Genomic DNA, 22,615 nt, shown 5'->3' with positions numbered 1-22,615 from the left:
TCGCGTCGTCGTCCCCACTCGTCACCTCCTGCGTTGCAGCATTGCGTATGGGACGAGGATAACGTGTGAGTGTTTATTTCAAATACACCCTCTGAGAAGGTGTGAATGAACCTGCTGCACGGCCGGCGGCGGGACTGACAGCATTCCGACAGCCAGCCCCAGGCACCATGCGGCCTTCTGGAAAAACACGGAGACAAGACGATGCGCCTCGACCTTCCCCAACACCTGGGTTCACCCACCCGCCGCCAATGGTTGCAATCGGGTAGCGCGCTCGCTCTCGGCGGCCTGTTGCCGGGCTTCGCCGGCCTCGCGCGCGCCGACGACACCTGGCCCAACAAGTCGGTGCGCTTCGTCGTGCCCTTCGCGCCGGGCGGCAGCTCGGAGATCGTGGCGCGCTCGACCGCGGTCGAGCTGTCGCGCACCTTGGGCCAGAGCGTGTTCGTCGACAACAAGCCCGGCGCGGCCGGCAACATCGCGATGAGCGAGGTGGCGCGCAGCACCGACCAGCACACGCTGATCCTCGGCCACATCGGCACGCTGGCGGTCAACCCCTACATCTTCGCCAAGCTGCCCTACGACGCGAACAAGGACTTCAAGCCCGTGAGCCTGCTGGCCAAGGTGCCCAGCCTCTACGTGGTGCACCCCGACGTGCCCGCGAAGAACCTCAAGGAGTTCATCGCCTATGCCAAGAGCAAGCCCGGCAAGCTCAGCTACGGCTCGGCCGGCAACGGCAGCGCGGGCCACCTCGCCTTCGAATACCTGAAGATGACCTCCGAGGTCTTCATGCTGCACGTGCCCTACCGCGGCACCGGCCCGATGGTGACCGACCTGCTCTCGGGCCGGCTCGACGCCTCGGCCATCGGCGCGGCGGCGGTCATCCCCTTCATCAAGGCCGGCAAGGTGCGCTGCATCGCCACCGGTTCGGCCAAGCGCCTGGCCCAGTTGCCCGACGTGCCGACCGTGGCCGAGCAGGGCTTCCCTGGCTTCGAGATGACGCAGTGGTACGGCATGCTCGCGCCGGCCAACATCACGCCGGCCCAGCTCGCCAAGCTCTCGACCGAGACCATGAGCGCCGTGAAGTCGCCCGAGTCGATGCGCCGCCTGACCGGCGACGCGGCCGAGGCCGTGGGCGGCACGCCCGAGCAGTTCGCGCAGTTCATCGCGAGCGAGCAGGCGCGCTGGCAGAAGGTGATCGCGCGGGCGGGCATCAAGCCCGATTGAGCGCGGACCTGCGGGAAAGCCGCCTGGGCGGCGGCACCGCCGCGCCCTACAGTCGCCCCATGCGCATCCTGCTGGCCGAAGACGAACACACCCTGGGCACCTGGCTCAGCAAGGCGCTCGAGCATGCGGGCATCCAGGTCGAATGGGTGGACGACGGCCGGCTGGCCGACCGCGCGCTGCAGCGGCGCGACCACGATGCGCTGGTGCTCGACCTCGGCCTGCCCGGGCTCGACGGCCACGCGGTGCTGCAGCGGCTGCGCGAACGCGACCAGCGGCTGCCGGCGTTGATCCTCACGGCGCGCGACTCGCTCGACGAGCGCGTGAGCGCGCTCAATGCCGGCGCCGACGACTTCCTCGCCAAGCCCTTCGCGCTGGCCGAGCTCGAGGCGCGGCTGCATGCGCTGGTACGCCGCGCGCGCGGCGTCGAGCATCCGCGGCTGGCCTGCGGGCCGCTGGTGTACGACGGCGCGCGGCGGCAGTTCACGCTGGCCGGCGAGGCGCTCGCGCTGTCGCCGCGCGAGCTCGCGGTGCTGCGCGTGCTGGTGCAGCGCAGCGGCGAGCCGCTGTCGAAGCAGCAGATCCTCGAGCGCGTGTTCTCCGACGACGAGGAGGTGCATCCCGAGGCCGTCGAGGTGCTGGTCTACCGGCTGCGCAAGCGCCTGGACGGCAGCGGCGTGCGCATCGTCACGCTGCGCGGCCTGGGCTACGTGCTCGAGGCGGACTGAAGACGGCATGGTGCGTTCCTCGGTCGCCTGGCTGCGCCGCGCTAGCCTCTGGCAGCGGCTCGCGCTGCTGCTGCTGCCCGCGCTGATCGCCGTCACCGGCATCGAGCTGTGGCGCACGCGGCACGATGCGCTCGCGTCGGCCAACGCGGCCTACGACCGCTCGCTGCTCGGCGCGCTCAAGTCCATCGACGCCAACATCTCGACCGCCTCGGGCGGGCTCTCGGTCGAGCTGCCCTACACCATGTTCGAGTTCTTCGAGCTCACGGCCAGCGGCCAGGTGTTCTTTCGCGTCGCCACCTCCGACGGGCTGGTCGAACTCGGCAGCGCCGACCTGCCGGCGCCGCCCGCCTCGCTCGCGCTCGGCGTGCCGGCCTTCTACGACGCCGAGTATTTCGGCGAGGCCGTGCGGCTCGCGGCCTACCGGCGCGAACTCGACCGCGCGCCCGCGGGCAGTGCCGGGCGCAGCGTGCTGATCCAGGTCGGCGAGAGCACGCGCTCGCGGCAGGAATTCAGCACCCGCTTCGTGCGCAGCGCGGCCCTGCGCGACGCGCTGGTGCTGGCGCTGCTGGTGTTCGGCACCGGTGCCGCGCTGGCGGCGGCGCTGCGGCCGCTGTCGCGCCTCGCGCGCGAGGTCGAGGCGCGCAAGCCCGACGACCTCACGCGCATCGCCGACACCGACCTGCCCGCCGACGTGCGGCCGCTCGTGGCCGCGGTCAATCGCCAGATGTCGCGCACGCAGGACCTGGTGGCGCAGCAGCGGCAGTTCCTCGACGATGCCTCGCACCAGCTGCGCACCCACCTCACCACCTTGCAGATGCAGGCCGACTACGCGCAGCGCCAGCACGATCCGCTGCAGGTGCGCGCCGCGCTCGATGCGCTCGGCACCGAGATCGGCCGCGCCACGCGCAGCGCGCAGCAGCTGCTGGCGCTGGGCCGCAGCGACACCGTGGCCGTGGCGCCGGCCGCGTTCGAACTCGCCGGCCTGCTGCGCGAGGTGGCCGTCGACCTGCTGCCGCAGGCGCGCGCCAAGCGCATCGACCTCGGCATCCAGGCGCCCGACGAGGCCGCGGGGCATGCGCACGTCGAACTCGTTGCGGTGGCCGACCGCGCGCTGCTGCGCGAGGCGCTCACCAACCTCGTCGCCAACGCCATCGCCTACACGCCGGCCGAGGGCACCATCACCGTGTTCGCGGCCGGCGATGCGGCCGGCTGGAGTCTCAATGTCGAGGACGACGGCCCCGGCCTCGGCGAGGAGGAACGCGCCCAGCTCGGCCAGCGCTTCCGGCGCGGCGCGCGCGCCGGCAAGGGCGGCTTCGGGCTCGGCCTGGCCATCGCGCGCTCGATCGCGCAGCGCCATGGCGGTGAACTGCGGCTCGAGGCACGCGAGGGCGGCAACGGGCTGCATGCCATCATCTGGTGGCCGAAGCCGGGCACGGCCTGAGCGCCGTCGCGCCTCGTTTCGCGGCCAGAATCCCCGCCATGCCGATCCGCATCGATCACTCTCGACGCCACGCGCTGCGCGCGCTCTCGGCGCTGCTGCTGCCCGGCGGCGCGATGCGCGCCTTCGCGGCGCCGCAGCTCGATCCGGCCGATCCGTCGCAGGCCGCGGCCGAATGCATCATCCCCGCCAAGGCCGGCGGCGGCTTCGCCCTCACCTGCGCGCTCGCGCGCGACGCGCTGCAGGCCGTGCGTCCCGCGCGCGCGCCGCTCGCGCAGCGCTTCCTGCCGGGCGGCATCGGCGCCGTCGCCTTCGACCGCATCGCCACCGGCCGCCTCGGCGGCCCGGGCACGCTGGTCGCGTTCTCGAGCGGCTCGCTGCTCAACCTCGCGCAGGGCCGCTTCGGCCCGCATCCGACCAGCGCCGTGCGCTGGGTCGCCGCGCTCGGCACCGACTACGGCGTGGTCGTGGTGCACCGCGATTCGCCCTACCGCAGCCTGCGCGAGCTGATGGCCGCGCTGCGCCAGTCGCCGTCGCGCATCGTGTTCGGCGCCGGCGGCACCGTCGGCAGCCAGGACTGGGTGAAGGCCGCGCTGCTGGTGCGCGCCGCCGGCGGCGACCACCGCGCGATGCGCTTCGTCTCCTTCGAAGGCGGCGGCGATGCGCTCGGCGCGCTGCAGGGCCGGCATGTCGACGTGTTCGCGGGCGACGCCGCCGAGGCGCTGCAGGCCATGGCCGGCGGCACCGCCGTGCGCCTGCTCGCCGTGCTGTCGGAAGCGCGGCTCGGCGGCGCGCTCGCGGGCGTGCCGACCGCGCGCGAACAGGGCGTGGACCTCGTGTGGCCCACCGTGCGCGGCCTCTACATCAGCGCCGACGTGCCCGACGCCGCGCTGCGCGCCTGGACCACCGCCTTCGAGGAGGCCATGGCCGCGCCCGGCTATGCTGCGCTGCGCGAGCGGCATGGGCTCTATCCCTTCGCGCTCACGGGGGCCGCGCTCGATGCCTATGTGCGGGAACGCATCCAGGCGTATCGGCAGCAGGCGGAAGCACTGGGGCTGCGGCGGTGGAATCCTTGAGACGGATCGCGAACGGCAACGGCGACACGAGATGAAACGCTACCTTCATTCGAAGCTCGACGCGGCCCTGCAGCTGCTCGAAACCCTCATCGGCTTCGGCCTGGTGTCCGGTGCCGCGGTGGCCGCGGCCCTGGGGCAATTCATCCTCGGCGGAATCCTGGCGGCGCTGGCGATCGGGGTGTTCCTGCGATTCAAACGGGGGCGGGTGCGCAAGTAGACCGCCGGCCGATATGCTCGAAGCCCTGATCTCCCCCACCTCCTGCGTCGGCGCAGCGGCAGGCCTGCTCGTCGGCCTCGCGGTCCACTGGTTCGCACCGGCCGACATCGACACCGTGCAGCTCGGCGCCTGGCTCGTGGGCATCGGCTGGGCCGCGGGCCTGGCGTGGGACCTCATGCACACGCACCGGCCGAAGTAGCACGACACACACATCCCAAAGAGACCACCGCATTGAACCCCGCAGACCTGGAGCACTACCTCCACGACCATATCCCGCTCTCGAAGGCCATGGCCGTGTCCGTCGCCTCGGTGGCACCGCATGAAGTGGTGCTGCGCGCACCGCTCGCGCCCAACATCAACCACCGCGACACCGTGTTCGGCGGCAGCGCCTCGGCGGTCGCGATCCTCGCGGCCTGGTCGCTGCTCAACACGCGGCTGACGGCCGAGGGCCTGGCCAGCCGGCTCGTGATCCAGCGCAACACCATGGCCTACGAGCTGCCGATCGAGGGCGACTTCATCGCGCGCTCGGCCTTCGACGAACCCGCGCAGTGGCTGCCGTTCGCGCGCATGCTGGCGCGCAAGGGCAAGGCCCGCATCTCGGTGTCGTCGCAGCTCGAATACGGCGGGCAGGTCGTGGGGCGGCTGACGGGCGAATTCGTGGCGCTGCGCCCGCCGCCCGAACCGACCGCGTAGCAACGGCCATGCAGAACACCCTCGTGAAATCCGCGGTGCGGGTCTTCGAACTGCTCGAGCTGTTCGAGGCCGAGCAGCGGCCGCTGCGCGTGGCGGAGATCGTGCAGAAGCTGGGCGCGCCGCAATCGAGCGTCTCGATGCTGCTCAAGACCCTGGCCAGCCAGGGCTACATGGAGTACGAGCGCGCGACGCGCAGCTACTGCCCGTCGGTGCGGGTCGCGTTCCTCTGCGAGTGGGCCACGCACATGCCGGGCCAGCGCGAGACGATCCACGACACGCTGCGCCGCCTGGCCGGCGAGACCGGCGAATCCGTACTGCTCGGCCGCAAGAGCGGCCTCTCGATGCAGTACATCTCGGTGATCCAGTCGCAGCATGCGCTGCGCTTCTCGCCGTCGCCGGGCGTGAAGCGGCCGATGCACCACGCCGCCATCGGCATCATGCTGCTGAGCGAGATGAAGGACGAGCAGATCGAATTGCTGCTGCGGCGCTACAACGCCGAGCGCGGCAAGAGCGGGCCGATCGCGCGGATCGCGCAGACCCTGCGCGCGGTCGAGCAGGCGCGCGAACAGGGCTGGTACGAATCGGCCAATCTCGCGACCTCCGGCGCGGGCGTGATCGCCACCCTGATCCCCACCAAGATCCGCAGCCAGCGGCTCGCGATCGGCATCGGCGCGCCGGTCGACCGGCTGCACCAGCGGCGCAAGCAACTGCTGCCCGCGCTGCTGGCCGCCGCCGGCAACTGTTGAGCGCTCAGCGGCCTCGTCCGCGCGCCTCGATCGCCGCCTGCAGCGACAACAAACGCTGCGCCTGCGCGAGGTGCAGCCGCTCGACCATCCGGCCTTCGAGGTTGATGACGCCCGCGCCGGCATGCCGGGGCAGCTCGAAGGCCGCGACGATCGCACGCGCCTCCTCGAGCGCCGCCGCCGAGGGAGAGAAGGCCGCGTTCGCCGGCGCGATCTGCGACGGATGGATCAGCGTCTTGCCGTCGAAGGCCATGCGCGACGACTGCAGGGCTTCCGCATCGAAGCCCGCTGTGTCGGCGAAGTCGTTCCAGACGCCGTCGAGCACGCAGACGCCATGCCGCTTCGCGTTCAGCACGACACCCATGAGCCACGGCACCAGGTAGCACCGCCCATCGCCCGCGAACACGCCGGTTTCCTTCGCGAGGTCGTTGGTGCCGACCACGAGGGCCTCGAGCCGCGGCCGCGCGCCAAGGCCGGCGCGCACGATGTCGTCGAGCGCCGCGAGCGCGTCGGCCGTCTCGACCATCAGCCATAGCCGCAATTCAGCGCCCAGGCCATGGCGCAGCGCCGCCTCCGACAGGAAGCGCACGTCGTTCGCGCTGCCGATCTTGGGCACCAGCAGCGCATCGGGCCGGCAGCGCGCCACGGTGCGCATGTCGGCATCGAAGTCCGCGCCGCCGATGGCGTTGATGCGCACCACCCTGTAGTGCGGCCCGGGCCGTCTGGCTTCGAAGACCTGCAGCAGGTGGCTGCGCGCCGCCTCCTTCATCTCGGGAGCGACGGCATCTTCGAGGTCGAAGACGACGGCATCGGCATCGAGGCCGCCGACCTTGGCGAGGGCGCGTGGATTGGAGGCCGGAACGTAGAGCGCCGAACGGCGCGGTGGGTGCTGAAGTGCATTCATGGGCGTGCAGTCTGCCGCTTCGCTTGCGCGCGCTCCATCGCATATGTGATGGTTCTGGCGCGTCTTCAACCATCACATCCATGATTCTTTTCGCCGACGCACGCCCGGATACTTCAGCGAACGAGACAACCAGACGGCAGGAAAAAAGATGAGCGAAGCGCACACCGGCGTGACGAAGGACGTGGAGGCCACCCGGCTGCTGGCCGAATGGATCGGCGGCGGCGCGCAGCAAGCGATCACGCCGCTGGCGCTCGAATGGGCGCGGCACGTGATGCTCGACTGGCTCGCCGTGACCATCGCCGGCAGCAGCGAACCGCTGGTGCGGATGCTCGCGGAGGAATACGGCGGCAGCGGCGGCGAAGCCTCCTCGCTGATCGCGAGCGGCCGCCGTGCGCGGCCGGTCGATGCGGCACTGATCAACGGCGCCGCCGGCCATGCGCTCGACTTCGACGATGTGGCCTCGCGCATGTTCGGCCATCCCAGCGTGCCGGTGGTGCCCGCGGCGCTGGCACTGGCACAGGCGCGCGGCGCTTCCGGCCTCGCGCTGCTGCGCGCCGTGGTGGTCGGCCACGAGATCGAGAGCCGCGTCGGCGAGATGGTGGGTCCGAGCCACTACCGCCACGGCTTCCATGCGACCGGCACCGTCGGCACGCTGGGCGCCGCGGCGGCCTGTGCCCACCTGCAAGGGCTCGACCCGTCGCGGACCGCGCATGCACTGGGCCTCGCGGCCACCCAGGCTGCCGGGCTCAAGTCGATGTTCGGCACCATGGCCAAGCCGCTGCACGCGGGCAAGGCCGCGATGAACGGGCTGATGGCCGCGCAGCTCGCGGCGCGCGGCTTCACCGCGAACGAGCAGGCGATCGAGGGCGCGCAGGGTTTCGCGCGCACGCTGGCACCGGAGCTCAACCCCTTCCCCGCCACCATCGACACCATGTCCGGCTTCGCGATCGAGCGCACGCTGTTCAAGTACCACGCCGCCTGCTACCTCACGCACTCGTCGATCGAGGCTATCCGCGAACTGCGCGCGCGCCACGGCGTCGGTCTCGACGACCTGGAAACGCTGACGCTGACGGTTTCGGGCGAAGGCAACCATCGTGGCGTCTGCGACATCGAGGCCCCGGCGACCGGGCTCGAAGTCAAGTTCTCGATCCGCCACCTGGCCGCGCTGGCTTTGGACGGCGCCGACACCGCCGCGCTCGGTCTCTACACCGACCAGACGGCAAGCGATCCGCGCTGGCGCCGGGCGCGCGAACGCGTGGCGCTCGAGGTCGCCGACACGCAGCAGCGCGACACCGCGACCGCCACCTTGCGCACGCGCGACGGCCGGGTGCTGAGCGCGCAGGCCAATGTCGCCATTCCCGCCACCGACCTCGATGCGCAATGGCAACGCCTGCATGCCAAGGCGCGCGCGATCGCCGAGCCGGTGATCGGCGCCGCGCGCTTCGAGCGGCTGGCGCAGGCGGTCGCGGCACTCCCCACCTCCCCCCATCTCCACTCCCTGATCGAAGCGATTCAATGACGCCCAACGACATCACGGTCCAACGCCTGAAGGCCGAGGCCAGGCCCAGGACACGCGGCAACCGGTACGAGGATTTCGACATCGGCCGCCGCTTCGCGCACCACTGGGGCCGCACGGTCACGGCCGCGGACAACACGCTGTTCTCCACGCTGACGCTGCACTACAACCCGCACTACACCAACGAGGCCTTCGCCCGGGCCCATGGCCACCCGACCACGCCGGTCAATCCGCTGCTGGTGTTCAACACGGTGTTCGGCCTGTCGGTGGAAGACCTGTCCGAGGGCGGCGGCCCCTTCCTCGGCGTGGACGAGCTCAGCTACCTGCGGCCCGTCTATCCGGGCGACACGCTCGAGGCCCGCTCCGAAGTGGTGGCCGCGCGCCTGGCGAGCAACCGCCCGGGCTACGGCATCGTCACCTGGCACACGCGCGGCAGCAACCAACGCGGCGAGGAGGTCATCGCCTTCAAGCGCACGAACCTGGTCAAAACGAGGAACTGAAACGATGTCGGAAGATGGTCTGGGCTACATGACGCAAGAACGTCGCATGATCCGCGACGCGGCGCGCGAATTCACGATGAAGGAGGTGCTGCCGGTCGCCAACAGGCTCGACGGCCCGGAGGGCGAGATCCCGATGGAACTGCGCCAGAAGATCGCCGACATGGGCTACTTCGGGATCATGATTCCCGAGCAGTACGGCGGCCTCGGTCTCGGCTATTTCGAGTACTGCCTGATCTGCGAGGAACTGGCGCGCGGCTGGATGTCGGTCGCCTCGATCGTCGCGCGTGCCCAGGGCGGCTGGATCAAGGCCGCCATGCCCGAGGAGATGCGCGCCAGGTACCTGCCGCGCGTGGTGCGCGGCGAGTTCCTCAACGCGAGCGCGCTGTCCGAGCCCGACACCGGCTCCGACCTGGCCTCGATCTCCTGCCGCGCGGTGCGCGACGGCGACGAGTGGGTGATCACCGGCAACAAGTACTGGTGCACCTTCGCGGACGGCGCCGACTACATCACGCTGTTCGCGCGCACCGCGCCGCCGCCCAACGCCGACAAGCGCTGGCTCGGCATCTCCTGCTTCCTGATCGAGAAGGAGCGCGGCAGCTTTCCGAAGGGCATGACCGGCGCGCCGATTCCCAAGATCGGCTACTTCGGCTGGAAGACCTTCGAGCTCGCGCTCGACGGCCTGCGCGTGCCGGCGGACTGCCTGATCGGCGAGGAAGGCAAGGCCTTCCACCTGATGACCAAGGGCCTGGAAGGCGCGCGCGCCCACACGGCCGCGCGTGCCATCGGGCTGGCCCAGGGTGCGCTCGAGGACGCCATCGCCTACGCGGGCGAGCGCAAGCAGTTCGGCATGCCGATCGCCGAGTACCAGGCGATCCGCTTCAAGATCGCCACCATGGCGACCGAGATCGAGGCGGCGCGCCAGCTCATGCACTTCGTCTGCAGCGCGATCGACAGCGGCCGGCGCTGCGACAAGGAAGCCTCGATGGCGAAGTACTTCGCCTCCGAAATGGCCGAGCGCGTGACCTCCGAGGCGATGCAGATCTTCGGCGGCGCGGGCTACACCAGGCTGTTCCCGGTCGAGCGCTACTGGCGCGACGCGCGGCTCACGAAGATCTTCGAGGGCACCTCGGAGATCCAGCAGCGCATCATCGCGACCAGCCTGCTGGGCAAGTCGGAGGTCGAGGCCATGATCGCCGGGCGCGCCTTCGCGGCCGTGGCGCAGAAAGGCGGCGCGGCATGAGAAGCGCCGAACTCACCAGCACCGACAACTACTTCGAGGACTTCGAGGTCGGCCTGCTGCTGCGCCACCACCGCGGCAAGACCGTGACCGAGATGGACAACGTGCTGCTCACCAACCTGGTGATGAACACCGCCGAGGGCCATTTCAACGAGGACGCGATGAAGAAGCAGGATGCGCGCGGCATCTTCGCGCAGCGCGTGGTGTTCGGCGGCATCAACCTGTCGATGGTGCTCGGGCTCGCGGCCCAGGACACGGCCGAGCAATGCCTGCAGGAACTGGCGCTCGACAGGATCCGCCTGTCGCATCCGGTGTTCCATGGCGACACCCTCTATGCCTACAGCGAGGTGCTGGAAGCGCGCGCGGCCGACCGCGACGACGCCGGCATCGTGCGCTTCCGGCACTACGGCCTGAACCAGGACGACAAGCTCTGCGTCGAGGCCGAGCGCACCGTGCTGCTCAAGCGCAAGAGCCATTGGGCGGGCCGGTGACGCAGGCTGCCCCCGCCGCCACCGGCGCGCTCGACGGCCTGGTCGTGCTCGACCTCACGCGCATGCTGGCCGGCCCCTACGCCACCATGATGCTGGCCGACCAGGGCGCGCGCGTGGTGAAGATCGAGCCGCCCGGCGGCGACCCCACGCGCCGGACCGGCCCGCACCTGCCCGGCGCGCTGACCATCGCCGAAGGCGGCTTCGGTGGCTACTTCGCCTCGATCAACCGCAACAAGCAGTCGCTCGCGCTCGACCTCAAGCAGCCCGCCGGCAAGGCCGCGCTGCTGCGCATGGTGCGCGGCGCCGACGTGCTGGTCGAGAACTACCGCTGCGGCGTGATGGAACGGCTGGGCCTGGGCTACGAGGCGCTGATCGCCGAGAACCCGCGCCTGGTGTATGCCGCGATGCGCGGCTTCGGCGACCCGCGCAGCGGCCGCAGCCCCTACGCCGACTGGCCGGCCTACGACCCGGTCGCGCAGGCGATGGGCGGCATCATGGGCATCACCGGCCCGGTGCCCGCGGGTGCGCCGACCAAGATCGGACCGGGCGTCGGCGACCTGGTGCCCGCGACCTTCCTCGCCTTCGGCATCGCCTCGGCCTGCTGGCGCGCGCAGCGCACCGGGCGCGGCCAGTTCGTCGACGTGTCGATGGTCGATGCGGTGCTGGCGATCTGCGAGCGGCTGGTCTACCAGTACAGCGCCTCGCACGAGTCGCCAGGCCCCGAGGGCAACGGCCACCCGCTGCTGTGCCCCTTCGGACTGTTCCCCGCGAAGGACGGCCACGTGAGCCTCGGCGTGCCCAACGACCGCTTCTGGGTGCCGCTGGTGCAGCGCATGGGCCGGCCCGAGCTCGCGAGCGATCCGCGCTACGCGAGCAACGAGGCGCGCATGGCGCACCGCGCCGAGGTCGAGGCCCTGGTCGGCGAATGGACCGCGCGCCACACCAAGGCCGAGCTGTCGTCGCTGCTCGGCGCCGAGATTCCGTTCGGCCCGGTATTCGATGCGCAGGACATCTTCGAGGACGCGCATTTCCGCGCGCGGGGGATGCTGGTGGAGACCGAGCAGCCGGGCGCCGCGCGCGCGCTGACCGTGGCCGGCACACCCGTCCACATGAGCGACACGCCCGGCGGCGTGCACCGGCGCGCGCCGCTCACCGGCGAGCACAGCGACGCGGTGCTCCAGGGCTTCGGCTTCGCGCCGGCCGAGATCGCGGCGCTGCGCGCCGACCACGTCATCCACTGAAACCACTGCCTGAAGGAAACGAGTTCCATGCAAGAACGACCCCAGAGACTGCGCCGCTGCCAGCTGTCCGTGCCCGGCTCGAGCGAGAAGATGATGCAGAAAGCCGCGGGGATGGACGTCGACTTCGTCTTCCTCGATCTCGAGGACGCGGTCGCGCCGTCGGAGAAACGCCCCGCGCGCGCGAAGATCGTGCACGCGCTCAACAGCCTCGACTGGGGCCGCACCACGCGCTGCGTGCGCATCAACGACCTGACGACCGAGTACGCCTACGAGGACATCATCGAGGTGGTCGAGGGCGCGCGCGAGAACCTCGACGTGATCATGCTGCCCAAGGCGATGAGCGCGGCCGACGTGCAGTTCGTCGACAAGCTGCTGTCGATGATGGAGAAGAAGCTGGGCTTGAAGAAGCGCATCGGCATCGATGTGCTGATCGAGGAGGTCGAGGCCATGATGCGGGTCGAGGAGATCGCGGCCTCCACGCCGCGGCTCGAGTGCCTGATCTTCGGCATGGGCGACTACTCGGCGAGCCAGGGCATCTCGCTGCGCGACATCGGCGGCGCCAGCGGCTACCCCGGCGACATCTGGCACTACCAGCGCCACAAGCTGACCATCGCCGCGCGCGCGCACCGCATCGATGCCGTCGACGGCCCCTTCGCCGACTTCAGGGACCCCGACGCCTTCCGCGAGGAATGCCGGCGCTCGATGATCCTCGGCATGGTCGGCAAGTGGGCCATCCATCCCTCGCAGGTCGCGCTCGCGCAGGAAGCCTTCTCGCCGCCGGCCGCCGACGTGGCGCGCGCGCGCGACATGATCCAGGCCTACGACCAGGCCCTCGCGCAGGGCCTCGGCGCCGTGCAGTACGACGGAAAGATGATCGACATCGCGTCGGTGCGCATCGTGCGCAACCTGGTCGAGCGGGCCGACCGCATCGGCATGTAGGCGCGCGTGCCCGTGGACGCGCTGCCGCCGGCAGCCGCGTCACCTGAAGCGACCCGAAGGAGACAAAGCAATGCAACGAGACAAGATCGAACCGTCCCTGCCCCTGGACGCCGCCCGCCGGCGGCAGCTGCTCGCGGCCGGCCTGGCGCTGGGCACCGGCGCACTGCCGCGGCTGGCCTTCGCGCAGGACTGGCCCACCAAGCCGGTGCGGCTGGTGGCCGCGCAGGCACCCGGCTCGTCCAACGACGCCACCGCGCGCGCGGTGGCCGAGTACATGACCTCGAGCCTGGGCCAGGCGGTGGTGGTGGAGAACAAGCCCGGCGGCATCGGCATGATCGCGGCGGACAACGTGGCGCGCTCCCCCGCGGACGGCTACACCCTGCTCATCACGCTGCACAGCCAGCTCGCGCAGGCACCGGTGATGCTCAAGAAGGTGCCGCTCGACACCTCGAAGGACCTGGTGCCGATCGCGGCCTTCAGCACCGGCGTGTCGCCGATGGTGGTGAAGAAGGACCTGCCGGTGAAGAACTTCAAGGAACTGCTCGCGCTCGCGCGCCAGCGGCCGGTGTCGGTGGGCAACTACGGCATCGGCTCGGGCTGGCAGATCATGATGACCCAGCTCGCCAAGCAGACCGGCGCCAGGTTCGACATCGTGAACTACAAGGGCACGGGTCCGATGGTGTTCGACCTGATGGCGGGCAACATCGACATCGGCGCGGGTTCGCTGGCGGGCCTGGGCCCCGGGATCCAGAAAGGCAGCTTCCGGCCGGTGCTGGTCATCTCGGGCGGGCGCTCGGAGAAGCTGCTGCCCGGCATTCCGACCTGGGCCGACGAGGGCTTCACCGGAGCCGCGTTCGAGAACCTCACCGAGTGCAACATGATCCTGGGCCCCGCGGGCCTTCCGGCCGACGTGGTGCGTCGGGTCGCCGATGCCTGCCGCGAATCGGCGTCCAGATCGGAGGCCGTCAAGAATGTGCTGGCGCAGCTCGGCGTGGAGGAAGCGCCGCTGACGGGCGCCGAGCTGCAGCGCTTCATCCAGCGCACCTGGCCCACCTACCAGGCGATGACGAGGGAGCTCGGGCTGCAGGCGCAGTAGCGGCGCGCGCTGCGCGGGAGGCGGAAGGAAACGCCGCGGGCGGCGGCCGGACCGGGATTACCCCCCGGTGACTGGCCCGGAAAATGCATGAGAATTCGCGCACTTTCGACTGCCTCGGCGCTCGCCGCCTCTTCCCGAACGCACCTCATGCTGCCCCTGCGCGACCTCAACGACATGGAAGACCTGTGGGGCCTGCGCAGCGCCGGTGCGCTGATGAACCTGCCGTCGACCGGGGTGTCGGTGCTGCGCTGGACGCGCAAGACGGCCGGGCCCTTCCAGTTCGACATCGAGACCTCGCAGGACTTCATGATGTTCTCGATGGTGCTGCTGCCGATGGACGCCTGCTCGCGCGTGGACGACACGGTGATCTGGGACGGCCCGATCGAAGGCGGCAGCGTGCGGCTGATCGACTCGCGCACCATCGAGCGCACGGGCTTCGAATCGCCCAGCCCCTTCGACCTGCTGCACATCCATTTCTCGCTCGGCGAGCTGCGTGCGACCGCGCGCCGCTTCGGCATCGACTTCGAGGACTTCGAGCCGCGCGACGGCCCGTTGTACCGCGACGACCGCGTGGGCCGCCTGCTCGGCGCGCAACTCGTGGCGGCGCTCGATGCCGACGGCGCGGCCGGGCGCATGTATGCCGACGGCATCGCGCAGTCGCTGGTGGCGCACCTGCTGCGCAGCTACGGGCGCGTGGTCCATGCCGAGGCGCCGCCGGCGCACGAAGGCCTGCAGGCGGCCTTCGACCACGTGGAGCGCCATCCGCACGAGCCGCTGAGCGTGGCGCGGCTCGCGCGCCTGGCCGAGATGAGCGAATTCCATTTCGCGCGCCGCTTCAAGCAGCGCTACGGGCTCACGCCGCATGCGCACCTGGTGGCGGCACGGTTGCGGCTGGCCAAGGCCGACCTGGCCTTCTCGGACAAGAACATCCTGCAGATCGCCATGGACTGCGGCTTCTCCGACTCCAGCCATCTCGCGCGGCTGTTCCGCCGCACCGAGGGCATGACGCCGCAGGTCTACCGGCAGGCCCGGCGCCAGTAGCGGACCGCGCCAGCGCGCGCTCCCGCCGGCCCGGCAGCAAGAACATGCTGTCCGCCGCGCAGGATTGACCGAGACGGCCTGCCCCTCGCTCGAAAGAATCGCCCTCGCCATCCGGCTTCTCCGGGTGATGTTCGAGGAGATTCGAGTGACAGCAGCAACTGCGATGCAGGACAGCACGCCGGGCGTCGAGGCCGGCGACGAGATCGCGGCCGGACTCCGGCTGCGCGGCGGCACCGAGAAGGCGCGCGCCACGCGGCGCGACCGTGGCGAAGGGCCGTTCGAGCGCCTGGTGCTGCGTGGCGCCACCGTGATCGACGGCACCGGCGCGCCGCCCTGGGGGCCGGTGGACATCGTGATCGAGCGCGACCGCATCGTCGAGATGCGCAGCGTGGGCGCGCCGCGCCTCGCCATCGATCCGGCCGGGCGGCCGGCCGCGGGCCAACACGAGATCGACTGCCACGGCAAGTTCGTCACGCCGGGCTTCGTCGATGCCCATGCCCACATCGGCTCGCCCTTCGTCAGCCGCGATGCGCCGCCGGCCGACTACGTCTACAAGCTGTGGCTGGCGCACGGCGTGACCACGGTGCGCGAGATGGGCTGCTTCAACGGCCTGGGCTGGACCCTGGACCAGCGCGAGCGCGCGGCCGCCGGCACCATCGCGGCGCCGCGCATCCTCGCGCACGCCTACTTCCCGGCCGTCAACGACATCCTCAAGACCCTGCACACGCCGGCGCAGGCGCGCGACTGGCTGGGCCGGCTCAAGGCGCGCGGCGCCGACGGCGTGAAGTTCTTCGGCGCGCCGCCGGCCCTCATGCAGGCCGCGCTGGCCGAGTGCGCGAGCCTGGGCCTGCGCAGCGGCTGCCACCATGCGCAGATGGCCGTGACGCGCATGAACGCGCTGACCACCGCGCAGTGGGGCCTGACCAGCGCCGAGCACTACTACGGCCTGCCCGAGGCACTGTTCGAGGAGCGCGTGGTGCAGAACTACCCGGCCGACTACGACTACGGCGACGAGTACTTCCGCTTCTCGGTCGCGGGCCAGACCTTCGGCCAGGCCGCGCAGCCCGGCAGCGCCACCTGGCGCAACGCGATGGACCGCTTCCTCGAACTCGGCTTCGCCTTCGTGCCCACCTTCGGCATCTACGACGCCAACCGCGACCTGATGCGTACGCGCCGCGCCGACTGGCACGACGACTACACCTGGCAGGCCTACTGGGACAACTTCCAGCCCTACCGCGGCGGCCACGGCTCGTACTGGTATCGCTGGTCGACGAAGAACGAGATCGAGTGGAAGGAGAACTACCGGCTCTGGATGCGCTTCATCAACGAGTACAAGAACCGCGGCGGCCGCGTCTGCGCGGGCAGCGACTCGGGCTTCATCTTCCAGCTGTTCGGCTTCGGCTTCGTGCGCGAGCTCGAGATGCTGCAGGAGGCCGGCTTCCATCCGCTCGAGGTGATCCGCGCCGCCTCGCTCGAGGGCGCGCACCTGCTGGGCATCGAGGCCGACTGCGGCAGCCTCGAGGTCGGCAAGCGCGCCGACCTGCTGGTGCACGACCAGAACCCGCTCGAGGACTTCAAGCTGCTCTACGGCACCGGCGCGATGCGGCTGAACGACGACAGCCGGCGCGTGGAGTGGCAGCGCGGCCTGAGCCGCACCATCGCGGGCGGCATCTGCTACGACACGGCCGAGCTGCTGGCCGACGTGCGCGCGATGGTCGCGGCCAACCGCGCCGAGGCGGCCACGGCATGAATCCGGCGAGCGACTTCCATCCGGTGCCGATCGAACTGACCGTGCTCACCGGCTTCCTCGGCAGCGGCAAGACCACGCTGCTGTCGAGCTACCTGCGACTGCCGCAGGCGGCCGACACGGCCGTGATCGTCAACGAGATCGGCGAGGTCGATCTCGATGGCGCGGTGCTCGCCGCCACCGCCGCCAAGGTGCCGATGGCCTTGCTGAGCAACGGCTGCGTGTGCTGCGCGATGGGCGGCGACCTGCCCGGCACCATCGCGGCGCTGATCGAGGAACGCGAGACGCGCGGCCTGCCGCCGCTCGCGCGCATCGTGCTCGAGACCACCGGCCTCGCGCGGCCCGGCCCCGTGCTGCGCAGCCTCGGTCCGCTGGCCGCGCACCTGCGCGCGCAGGTGGTCGCCACCTTCGACTGCGTGCGCGGCGAGTCCCTGCTGGCGCTGCTCGAGGCGGCCGCGCAGATCGCCGGCGCGCAGCGCATCGTGCTGACACGCCAGGACCTCGCGCCCGCGGGCGCCACCGAGGCGGCGCGCGCGCTGCTCGCGCGGGTCAATCCGCTGGCCGAACTGGTGGCCGAGCCGACGGCGGGAGCGCGCGCACTGGCAGCGCTCGCACCACCGGCCGCGCGCTCGCCGATGCCCGAACTGGCCGTGTCGGACGACGCGCCCGCGCACAGCGACATCCGCACCGCGCTGTGCCGCTTCGCCGCGCCGGTGGCACGCGATGCGCTCGCCGAATGGCTCGACAACCTCGCGGGCCTGTGCGGCGAGCGGCTGCTGCGCATCAAGGGCGTGGTCGCGGTGCGCGGCGAGCGGCTGCCGCTGCTGGTGCAGTGCGTGGGCACGCTGTTCGCCCCGCTGCTGCCGTTCGCCGGCACGGCGAACGGTTCCTTCCTGGTCGTGATCGTGCGCGGCATGCGGCTCGACGAACTGCGCGAGCTGCAGCCGCCGCTGCCAATCGCCGTGCACGCGGCCACGCGGCCGAATGCGATCGGCCGGCCGCTGTCGGCCGTGCTCGAGGAAAGCTGCGTATGAGGCCCACCACCGTCGCGCGCCGGCTGCTGGTGGGCGCCACCTATGCCGCGATGCTGCTGCCGCTGGTCACCGTGGCCTGGCTCAGCGTGTTCGCGCAGCCGATCATGAGCTTCCCGCCCGAGGGCTATTCGCTGCACTGGTACGCCAATGCCTGGAGCAAGCCGCAGTTCGCGAGCAGCTTCGTGCTGTCGCTGCAGCTCGCGGCGATCTCGGCGCTGCTCGGCGTGGGCACCGGCACGGCGGCGGCCTATGCGATCGAGCGCGGCCGGTTCCGCGGCCGGCGCGCGCTGTCGGCGCTGCTGCTGTCGCCGCTGGCCTTTCCGGGCGTGGTGCTGGGCACCGGCATCTACGTGTTCTTCGTGCGCGTGGACAACGCCATCGACCTGCAGATCGTCGCCACGCTGCCGGGCCTGATCGCCGCGCATGCGCTGCTGGCGATTCCGTGGACCGTGCGCCTGGTCTCGGCCAGCCTGCAGGGCCTGGGCCGCGCGCCCGAGGAAGCCGCGGCCAACCTGGGTGCGCGACCGCTCACGGTGTTCCTGCGCGTCACGCTGCCTTCGATGCGCGCCGGCATCGTGGCCGCGGCGGTGTTCAGCTTCATCGCCAGCTTCGAGAACCTCGAGATGACGATGATGCTCACGGGCCCCGGGTACGCCACCCTGCCGGTGGAAATGCTGAGCTACCTCAACTTCAACATGGACCCGACGCTGGCCGCGGTCGGCACGGTGCAGACCGTGCTGATCGCCGTGCTGCTGCTGGTCGCCGATCGTTTCGTCAGTCTGTCCCGGGTGACCTCTTGAGCCATCTCCATCTCGACAACCTCCAGTGCACCTACGACCGCACGGTCGCGGTGCGCCATCTCGACCTGCGCGTGGCCCAGGGCGAACTGCTCGCGCTGCTCGGCCCCTCGGGCTGCGGCAAGAGCACCACGCTGCGCATGGTGGCCGGCTTCGTGCCGCCGAGCGCGGGCCGCATCCTGTTCGGCGAACGCGACGTGACGCATGCGCCGCCGCATGCGCGCGACACCGGCATGGTGTTCCAGGGCTATGCGCTGTTCATGCACATGAGCGTGGCCGAGAACGTGGCCTTCGGGCTGCAGATGCGCAAGGTGCCGCGCGCCGAGCAGGCTGCGCGCGTGAAGGAAGCGCTGCGGCTGGTGCAGCTCGAGCACCTGGCCGAGCGCCGGCCCGCCGCGCTCTCGGGCGGCCAGCAGCAGCGCGTGGCGCTGGCGCGCGCGCTGGTGGTGCGGCCCGCGGTGTTCCTGCTCGACGAGCCGATGTCGAACCTCGACGCGCGGCTGCGCACCGAGGTGCGGCTCGAGATCCGCGCGCTGCAGCAGCGCCTGGGCCTCACCACGCTGCTGGTGACGCACGACCAGGAAGAGGCGCTCACCACCGCCGACCGGCTGGCCGTGATGGACCATGGTCGGGTGCGGCAGGTCGGCACACCGCAGCAGGTGTACGAGCAGCCGGTCGACCAGTTCGTCGCCAACTTCATCGGGCGCTGCAACCTGGTGCCGGGGCGGCTCGAGGCGCCCGGTGCTTTCCGCGCGGGCGCGCAGCTGCTGCCCTGCGCCGCCGCGGCGACGCCGCCGCGCGCGACCGGCGAACTCGCGCTGATGGTGCGGCCCGACCGCATCCGCATCGCCGACGCCGGCGCGCCCGGCCTGCCCGCGCGCGTGAAGCTCGGCACCTACCTGGGCGGCACGACCGAATGGCACTTCGAAACCGAGGTCGGCCCGGTCTCGGTGGCGCAGCCCAGCGTGCCGGCACAGGGCGCTCCCGCGATCGGCGAGCGCGTGAGCCTGCAGTGGTCGGCGGAACACGCGCTGCCTCTGCCCGCGGATGCCACGGCTTCCTGATCTTTCTTCTTCCTTTCTCTTCATTCCGATCATGTCCATGCATTCCACACGCCGTTCCCTGCTGCTGGCCGCAGCCTCGCTGCCGCTGGCCGCGGCCCGCCCCGCCCTGGCCGCCGTCGGCGGCCGCGTCGTCGTCGCCACCTGGGGCGGCGACTACGGCGACCTGCTCGGCAAGCATGTCGAGCAGCCGCTGCTCAAGCCGCTGGGCATCGAGGCGGTGCAGAGCGTGGACGACGGTCCGCCGCGCAAGGCCAAGCTGCTGGCCGAGCGCAACGGCCGCCGCGGCAGCCTCGACGTGGTGTCGATGGTCGACTTCGAGGCCAGCGGCCTCGCGCAGCTGGGCCTGTTCGAGACGCTGACCGAGGCCAACGTGCCGAACGCGAGGAACGCCATCGCCGCGCTGCGCCAGCCGCAGGCGCTGCCGCACATCTACTCGGGCCTGGTCATCGCCTACAACCCCGCGAAGATCAAGGCGGCGCCGAAGTCGCTCGCCGACCTCTGGGACCCGAAGTACAAGGGCCGCGTCGGCTTCGCCGACATCCTGTTCCCCTACAACATCGCCGCCGCCTCGCTCGCGGCCGGCGGCACGCTGGGCGACCTCGCGCCCGGCATGGCCAAGCTCGGCGAGATGAAGGCGCTGGGGCCCAAGATCTTCGCCACCAACGAGGCGGTGGCGCAGGCGCTCAAGGCCGAGGACATCTGGATCACCCTGGCCTGGCGCGCCCGCGTCCACCAGTGGCGGCGCGCCGGCCTGAGCGTGGCGGCGGCCGTGCCGGCCGAGGGCATCGTGCCGACCACCTTCACCGCCTCGGTGCCCAAGAACAGCCAGCAGAAGGACAACGCCTTCGCCTACCTGAACGCGATGCTCGATGCCGGCGCGCAGTCGGCCTTCGCCGAGCGCATGGGCTACGTGCCCACCGTCACCAATGCCAGGCTGCCGCCCGAGCTGGCCGCGCAGATCGCCTTCACGCCCGAGGAGCAGTCGCGCTTCAAGGTGCCCGATTTCGGCTACTTCGCGCAGGCCATGCCGGCGCTGCAGCAGTACTGGTCGCGCGACTTCAAGGCGGCCTGAGCGATGCGTCTTTTGACCCTGCCCGCCATCGCGATCGTGCTGGCGCTGATGGTGGCGCCGATGGCGATGCTGCTGCGCTACTCGCTCAACCTCTACACGCCGACCGAGCTGATGGTCGAGGCCTTCACGGCACGCAACTACGTGCAGCTGTTCGCCGACCCGTACTTTCGCGAGGTGCTGGGGGTGACGCTGAAGGTGGCCGCGCTGACCACGGGCATCGCCCTGCTGCTCGGCCTGCCCGCGGGCTACACGCTGGCGCGCATGCCGCGGCGCTGGAAGATGTGGCTCACGCTGGCCACCATCCTGCCGCTGATGGTGGGCAACGTGGTGCGCTCGGCCGGCTGGATGGCGCTGCTGGGCAACAGCGGGCTGTTCAATGCGCTGGCGCAATGGAGCGGGCTGGCGCGCGAGCCGCTGCAGCTGATGTTCCACCAGCCCGCGGTGGTGGGCGTGATGGTCACGATCGTGCTGCCGCTGATGGTGATGACGCTGGCCAGCGTGATCGAGGGCATTCCGCGCAACGTCGAGGAGGCCGCGGCCAACCTCGGCGCGCGGCCCTTCACCGCCTTTCGCCGCGTGGTGCTGCCGCAGGCCATGCCGGGCGTGATCGCGGGCATGTCGCTGGTGTTCATCCTCTGCATGAACGCCTATGCCACGCCGGTGCTGATCGGCGGGCCGCGCTTTCGCATGATGACGCCCGAGATCTACCAGCAGTTCGTCGGGCTCAACAACTGGCCCTTCGGCGCGGCCCTGGCCTTCATGCTGCTGGCGGTGACGCTGGTCGTGGTGCTCGGGATCGGGATGGCGCTGCAGGCCGGCCTCAGGCCCGCAAGGCCGACAGCGCCCGCAGGCGCCGATGCGCCTCGCCCTGCGCATCGATCGGCGACTGGTTCTTCGCATGCAGGTAGTGGTGGGTGAAGACCGCGAGGTAGGCGTCGAGGATCTCCGCGGCCAGCGCGTCGCCAGCCAGTTCCATGCACAGGCTCGCGACCTCGCTGGTGCAGAGGTGGTCGTCGCGGCCCGACTGGCGCAGCCGGTACTGCGTGCTGCGCGCGAGCACCGGGCTCAGCACCGGCAGCTGCGCGAGGTAAGCGCTGCGCCGGAACATCTTGCGCCCCTCGGCCCAGGTGCCGTCGAGCAGCACGAACAGCGGGCGCTTCGCGGGGCGGCCCTGCGAGGCCTCGGGCGGCGCGACGGTCTCCACCACCCGCCCGGGCGCGGCATACTGCCCCGGAAACACCACGTACGGCTGCCATTGCGGATCGGCCAGCAGGGCCAGCAGCGCGGGATCGGCCTCGGTGCGCGACCAGCCGAAGGCGAAGGTGTCCTCGACCACGTCGGCGATCAGCCAGCCGGTGTTGCTGGGCTTGAGCGCCTCGATGTCGCCCATGATCAGGCAGACGCCCGCGCGCGTCGCCATCGAGGGCCGCAGCGCGCACAGGCAATGGCTGGGCGCGAGCCGGCAGCCGGCACAGCGTTCGCGCTTGAAGCCGCCACGGGCCAGGAAGGGTTTGACGCTGCGCGCGAGGCGTTCGGCGCGCAGCAGGGAGACGGCGTGGGGCATGCGCCGATTCTCGGGCATGCCCGCATGCCGGCCGGAGCCCTCAGAAGGTGTGAAGGAACCGTCGCGAGCGCCCCGAGGTCGCGTCGAGGACCGGAGCCGTACTCACGTACGGCGAGGACCGCAGATGCGAGATCGGGGCGCGCAGCAGGTTCATTCACGCCTTCTCAGAGGGTGTATTTGAAATAAACACTCACACGTTATCCTCGTCCCATACGCAATGCTGCAACGCAGGAGGTGACGAGTGGGGACGACGACGCGA

General features: G+C 70.9%; 24 protein-coding genes. 22 read left to right on the top strand and 2 right to left on the bottom strand.

Features of this window, described 5'->3' with window-relative positions:
- The first annotated feature begins 201 nt into the window (after positions 1–201).
- The 8 genes from BM109_RS40405 to BM109_RS40370 are packed head-to-tail and all read left to right on the top strand — an operon-like array spanning position 202 to position 6,116.
- Positions 202–1,221, top strand: coding sequence for a Bug family tripartite tricarboxylate transporter substrate binding protein (locus BM109_RS40405; protein ID WP_093356111.1), 1,020 nt, complete (start codon positions 202–204; stop codon positions 1,219–1,221).
- Between the two features lie 59 nt (positions 1,222–1,280).
- Entirely contained in the window at positions 1,281–1,946 is a 666-nt protein-coding gene (locus BM109_RS40400) for a response regulator (protein ID WP_093356118.1), read from the top strand.
- A gap of 7 nt (positions 1,947–1,953) precedes the next feature.
- A complete protein-coding gene (locus tag BM109_RS40395; protein WP_093356109.1) occupies positions 1,954–3,387 on the top strand; it encodes a sensor histidine kinase in 1,434 nt (477 codons plus the stop codon).
- A 38-nt stretch (positions 3,388–3,425) separates the two neighbouring features.
- Positions 3,426–4,460, top strand: coding sequence for a tripartite tricarboxylate transporter substrate binding protein (locus BM109_RS40390; RefSeq protein WP_093356116.1), 1,035 nt, complete (start codon positions 3,426–3,428; stop codon positions 4,458–4,460).
- Between the two features lie 31 nt (positions 4,461–4,491).
- The gene (locus BM109_RS41450; RefSeq protein ID WP_093356106.1) at positions 4,492–4,677 is read left to right on the top strand and encodes a hypothetical protein; all 186 of its coding nucleotides are present in this window, start codon (positions 4,492–4,494) and stop codon (positions 4,675–4,677) included.
- 13 nt (positions 4,678–4,690) lie between these two features.
- Complete coding sequence (locus BM109_RS41445) at positions 4,691–4,876, top strand: hypothetical protein (protein ID WP_093356104.1); 186 nt, start codon at positions 4,691–4,693, stop codon at positions 4,874–4,876.
- Positions 4,877–4,908: 32 nt separating this feature from the next.
- Entirely contained in the window at positions 4,909–5,370 is a 462-nt protein-coding gene (locus BM109_RS40375; protein ID WP_057593613.1) for a YiiD C-terminal domain-containing protein, read from the top strand.
- A gap of 8 nt (positions 5,371–5,378) precedes the next feature.
- Positions 5,379–6,116: an IclR family transcriptional regulator gene (locus BM109_RS40370; RefSeq protein ID WP_093356102.1), complete on the top strand. Its 738-nt coding sequence runs from the start codon at positions 5,379–5,381 to the stop codon at positions 6,114–6,116.
- Between the two features lie 4 nt (positions 6,117–6,120).
- On the opposite strand, the gene BM109_RS40365 is transcribed toward BM109_RS40370, so the two are convergent.
- Positions 6,121–7,017 carry an HpcH/HpaI aldolase/citrate lyase family protein gene (locus BM109_RS40365; protein ID WP_093356099.1) on the bottom strand — a complete coding sequence of 299 codons (897 nt, stop codon included), beginning with the start codon at positions 7,015–7,017 and terminating at the stop codon, positions 6,121–6,123.
- 148 nt (positions 7,018–7,165) lie between these two features.
- Between BM109_RS40365 and BM109_RS40360 the strand changes: the two genes are divergently transcribed.
- The 14 genes from BM109_RS40360 to BM109_RS40295 all read left to right on the top strand — a co-directional run bounded on the left by BM109_RS40360 (position 7,166) and on the right by BM109_RS40295 (position 21,710).
- Positions 7,166–8,536 (top strand): MmgE/PrpD family protein, encoded by a 1,371-nt coding sequence (locus BM109_RS40360; RefSeq protein WP_093356097.1) that lies wholly within the window; start codon positions 7,166–7,168, stop codon positions 8,534–8,536.
- Positions 8,533–9,033 (top strand): MaoC family dehydratase, encoded by a 501-nt coding sequence (locus BM109_RS40355; RefSeq protein WP_093356093.1) that lies wholly within the window; start codon positions 8,533–8,535, stop codon positions 9,031–9,033. Before BM109_RS40360 ends, BM109_RS40355 begins: the two co-directional genes overlap by 4 nt.
- 28 nt (positions 9,034–9,061) lie before the next feature.
- Positions 9,062–10,273, top strand: coding sequence for an acyl-CoA dehydrogenase family protein (locus BM109_RS40350; RefSeq protein WP_371269629.1), 1,212 nt, complete (start codon positions 9,062–9,064; stop codon positions 10,271–10,273).
- Complete coding sequence (locus BM109_RS40345; RefSeq protein WP_093356089.1) at positions 10,270–10,761, top strand: MaoC family dehydratase; 492 nt, start codon at positions 10,270–10,272, stop codon at positions 10,759–10,761. Before BM109_RS40350 ends, BM109_RS40345 begins: the two co-directional genes overlap by 4 nt.
- The gene (locus BM109_RS40340; RefSeq protein WP_093356086.1) at positions 10,758–12,002 is read left to right on the top strand and encodes a CaiB/BaiF CoA transferase family protein; all 1,245 of its coding nucleotides are present in this window, start codon (positions 10,758–10,760) and stop codon (positions 12,000–12,002) included. The genes BM109_RS40345 and BM109_RS40340 overlap by 4 nt, the downstream gene beginning before the upstream one ends.
- 27 nt (positions 12,003–12,029) lie before the next feature.
- Positions 12,030–12,941 carry an HpcH/HpaI aldolase/citrate lyase family protein gene (locus tag BM109_RS40335; RefSeq protein ID WP_093356083.1) on the top strand — a complete coding sequence of 304 codons (912 nt, stop codon included), beginning with the start codon at positions 12,030–12,032 and terminating at the stop codon, positions 12,939–12,941.
- A gap of 70 nt (positions 12,942–13,011) precedes the next feature.
- Positions 13,012–14,037 (top strand): Bug family tripartite tricarboxylate transporter substrate binding protein, encoded by a 1,026-nt coding sequence (locus BM109_RS40330; protein WP_093356081.1) that lies wholly within the window; start codon positions 13,012–13,014, stop codon positions 14,035–14,037.
- A gap of 147 nt (positions 14,038–14,184) precedes the next feature.
- Positions 14,185–15,078, top strand: a complete 894-nt coding sequence (locus BM109_RS40325) for a helix-turn-helix domain-containing protein (protein WP_177239591.1) — start codon at positions 14,185–14,187, stop codon at positions 15,076–15,078.
- Between the two features lie 145 nt (positions 15,079–15,223).
- Positions 15,224–16,828, top strand: coding sequence for an amidohydrolase family protein (locus tag BM109_RS40320; RefSeq protein WP_371269625.1), 1,605 nt, complete (start codon positions 15,224–15,226; stop codon positions 16,826–16,828).
- Entirely contained in the window at positions 16,825–17,859 is a 1,035-nt protein-coding gene (locus BM109_RS40315) for a CobW family GTP-binding protein (protein WP_093356076.1), read from the top strand. Before BM109_RS40320 ends, BM109_RS40315 begins: the two co-directional genes overlap by 4 nt.
- Positions 17,856–18,659, top strand: coding sequence for an ABC transporter permease (locus BM109_RS40310; protein WP_057593600.1), 804 nt, complete (start codon positions 17,856–17,858; stop codon positions 18,657–18,659). Before BM109_RS40315 ends, BM109_RS40310 begins: the two co-directional genes overlap by 4 nt.
- Complete coding sequence (locus BM109_RS40305; RefSeq protein WP_093356070.1) at positions 18,656–19,720, top strand: ABC transporter ATP-binding protein; 1,065 nt, start codon at positions 18,656–18,658, stop codon at positions 19,718–19,720. The genes BM109_RS40310 and BM109_RS40305 overlap by 4 nt, the downstream gene beginning before the upstream one ends.
- Before the next feature lie 37 nt (positions 19,721–19,757).
- Positions 19,758–20,792 (top strand): extracellular solute-binding protein, encoded by a 1,035-nt coding sequence (locus BM109_RS40300; protein WP_093356067.1) that lies wholly within the window; start codon positions 19,758–19,760, stop codon positions 20,790–20,792.
- Between the two features lie 3 nt (positions 20,793–20,795).
- Complete coding sequence (locus BM109_RS40295; protein WP_093356064.1) at positions 20,796–21,710, top strand: ABC transporter permease; 915 nt, start codon at positions 20,796–20,798, stop codon at positions 21,708–21,710.
- Here the strand turns inward: BM109_RS40295 and BM109_RS40290 are convergent.
- Positions 21,613–22,356, bottom strand: coding sequence for a tRNA-uridine aminocarboxypropyltransferase (locus tag BM109_RS40290; protein WP_093356114.1), 744 nt, complete (start codon positions 22,354–22,356; stop codon positions 21,613–21,615). The two genes, BM109_RS40295 and BM109_RS40290, sit on opposite strands and share 98 nt — an antisense overlap.
- Positions 22,357–22,615: the final 259 nt, after the last annotated feature.

Origin of the sequence: Variovorax sp. PDC80 (assembly GCF_900115375.1) — a bacterium.
GTDB lineage: Bacteria > Pseudomonadota > Gammaproteobacteria > Burkholderiales > Burkholderiaceae_C > Variovorax.
The sequence above is the reverse complement of the archived record's forward strand: the minus strand, read 5'-3'. Positions and strand labels throughout refer to the sequence as shown.

Excerpts from the sequence above, each read along its gene's own strand:
- BM109_RS40405 (WP_093356111.1), top strand. The coding sequence starts at position 202 with ATGCGCCTCGACCTTCCCCAACACCTGGGTTCACCCACCCGCCGCCAA.
- BM109_RS40400 (WP_093356118.1), top strand. The coding sequence starts at position 1,281 with ATGCGCATCCTGCTGGCCGAAGACGAACACACCCTGGGCACCTGGCTC.
- BM109_RS40395 (WP_093356109.1), top strand. The coding sequence starts at position 1,954 with ATGGTGCGTTCCTCGGTCGCCTGGCTGCGCCGCGCTAGCCTCTGGCAG.
- BM109_RS40390 (WP_093356116.1), top strand. The coding sequence starts at position 3,426 with ATGCCGATCCGCATCGATCACTCTCGACGCCACGCGCTGCGCGCGCTC.
- BM109_RS41450 (WP_093356106.1), top strand. The coding sequence starts at position 4,492 with ATGAAACGCTACCTTCATTCGAAGCTCGACGCGGCCCTGCAGCTGCTC.
- BM109_RS41445 (WP_093356104.1), top strand. The coding sequence starts at position 4,691 with ATGCTCGAAGCCCTGATCTCCCCCACCTCCTGCGTCGGCGCAGCGGCA.
- BM109_RS40370 (WP_093356102.1), top strand. The coding sequence starts at position 5,379 with ATGCAGAACACCCTCGTGAAATCCGCGGTGCGGGTCTTCGAACTGCTC.
- BM109_RS40365 (WP_093356099.1), bottom strand. The coding sequence starts at position 7,017 with ATGAATGCACTTCAGCACCCACCGCGCCGTTCGGCGCTCTACGTTCCG.
- BM109_RS40360 (WP_093356097.1), top strand. The coding sequence starts at position 7,166 with ATGAGCGAAGCGCACACCGGCGTGACGAAGGACGTGGAGGCCACCCGG.
- BM109_RS40355 (WP_093356093.1), top strand. The coding sequence starts at position 8,533 with ATGACGCCCAACGACATCACGGTCCAACGCCTGAAGGCCGAGGCCAGG.
- BM109_RS40350 (WP_371269629.1), top strand. The coding sequence starts at position 9,062 with ATGACGCAAGAACGTCGCATGATCCGCGACGCGGCGCGCGAATTCACG.
- BM109_RS40345 (WP_093356089.1), top strand. The coding sequence starts at position 10,270 with ATGAGAAGCGCCGAACTCACCAGCACCGACAACTACTTCGAGGACTTC.
- BM109_RS40335 (WP_093356083.1), top strand. The coding sequence starts at position 12,030 with ATGCAAGAACGACCCCAGAGACTGCGCCGCTGCCAGCTGTCCGTGCCC.
- BM109_RS40330 (WP_093356081.1), top strand. The coding sequence starts at position 13,012 with ATGCAACGAGACAAGATCGAACCGTCCCTGCCCCTGGACGCCGCCCGC.
- BM109_RS40325 (WP_177239591.1), top strand. The coding sequence starts at position 14,185 with ATGCTGCCCCTGCGCGACCTCAACGACATGGAAGACCTGTGGGGCCTG.
- BM109_RS40315 (WP_093356076.1), top strand. The coding sequence starts at position 16,825 with ATGAATCCGGCGAGCGACTTCCATCCGGTGCCGATCGAACTGACCGTG.
- BM109_RS40310 (WP_057593600.1), top strand. The coding sequence starts at position 17,856 with ATGAGGCCCACCACCGTCGCGCGCCGGCTGCTGGTGGGCGCCACCTAT.
- BM109_RS40300 (WP_093356067.1), top strand. The coding sequence starts at position 19,758 with ATGCATTCCACACGCCGTTCCCTGCTGCTGGCCGCAGCCTCGCTGCCG.
- BM109_RS40295 (WP_093356064.1), top strand. The coding sequence starts at position 20,796 with ATGCGTCTTTTGACCCTGCCCGCCATCGCGATCGTGCTGGCGCTGATG.
- BM109_RS40290 (WP_093356114.1), bottom strand. The coding sequence starts at position 22,356 with ATGCCCCACGCCGTCTCCCTGCTGCGCGCCGAACGCCTCGCGCGCAGC.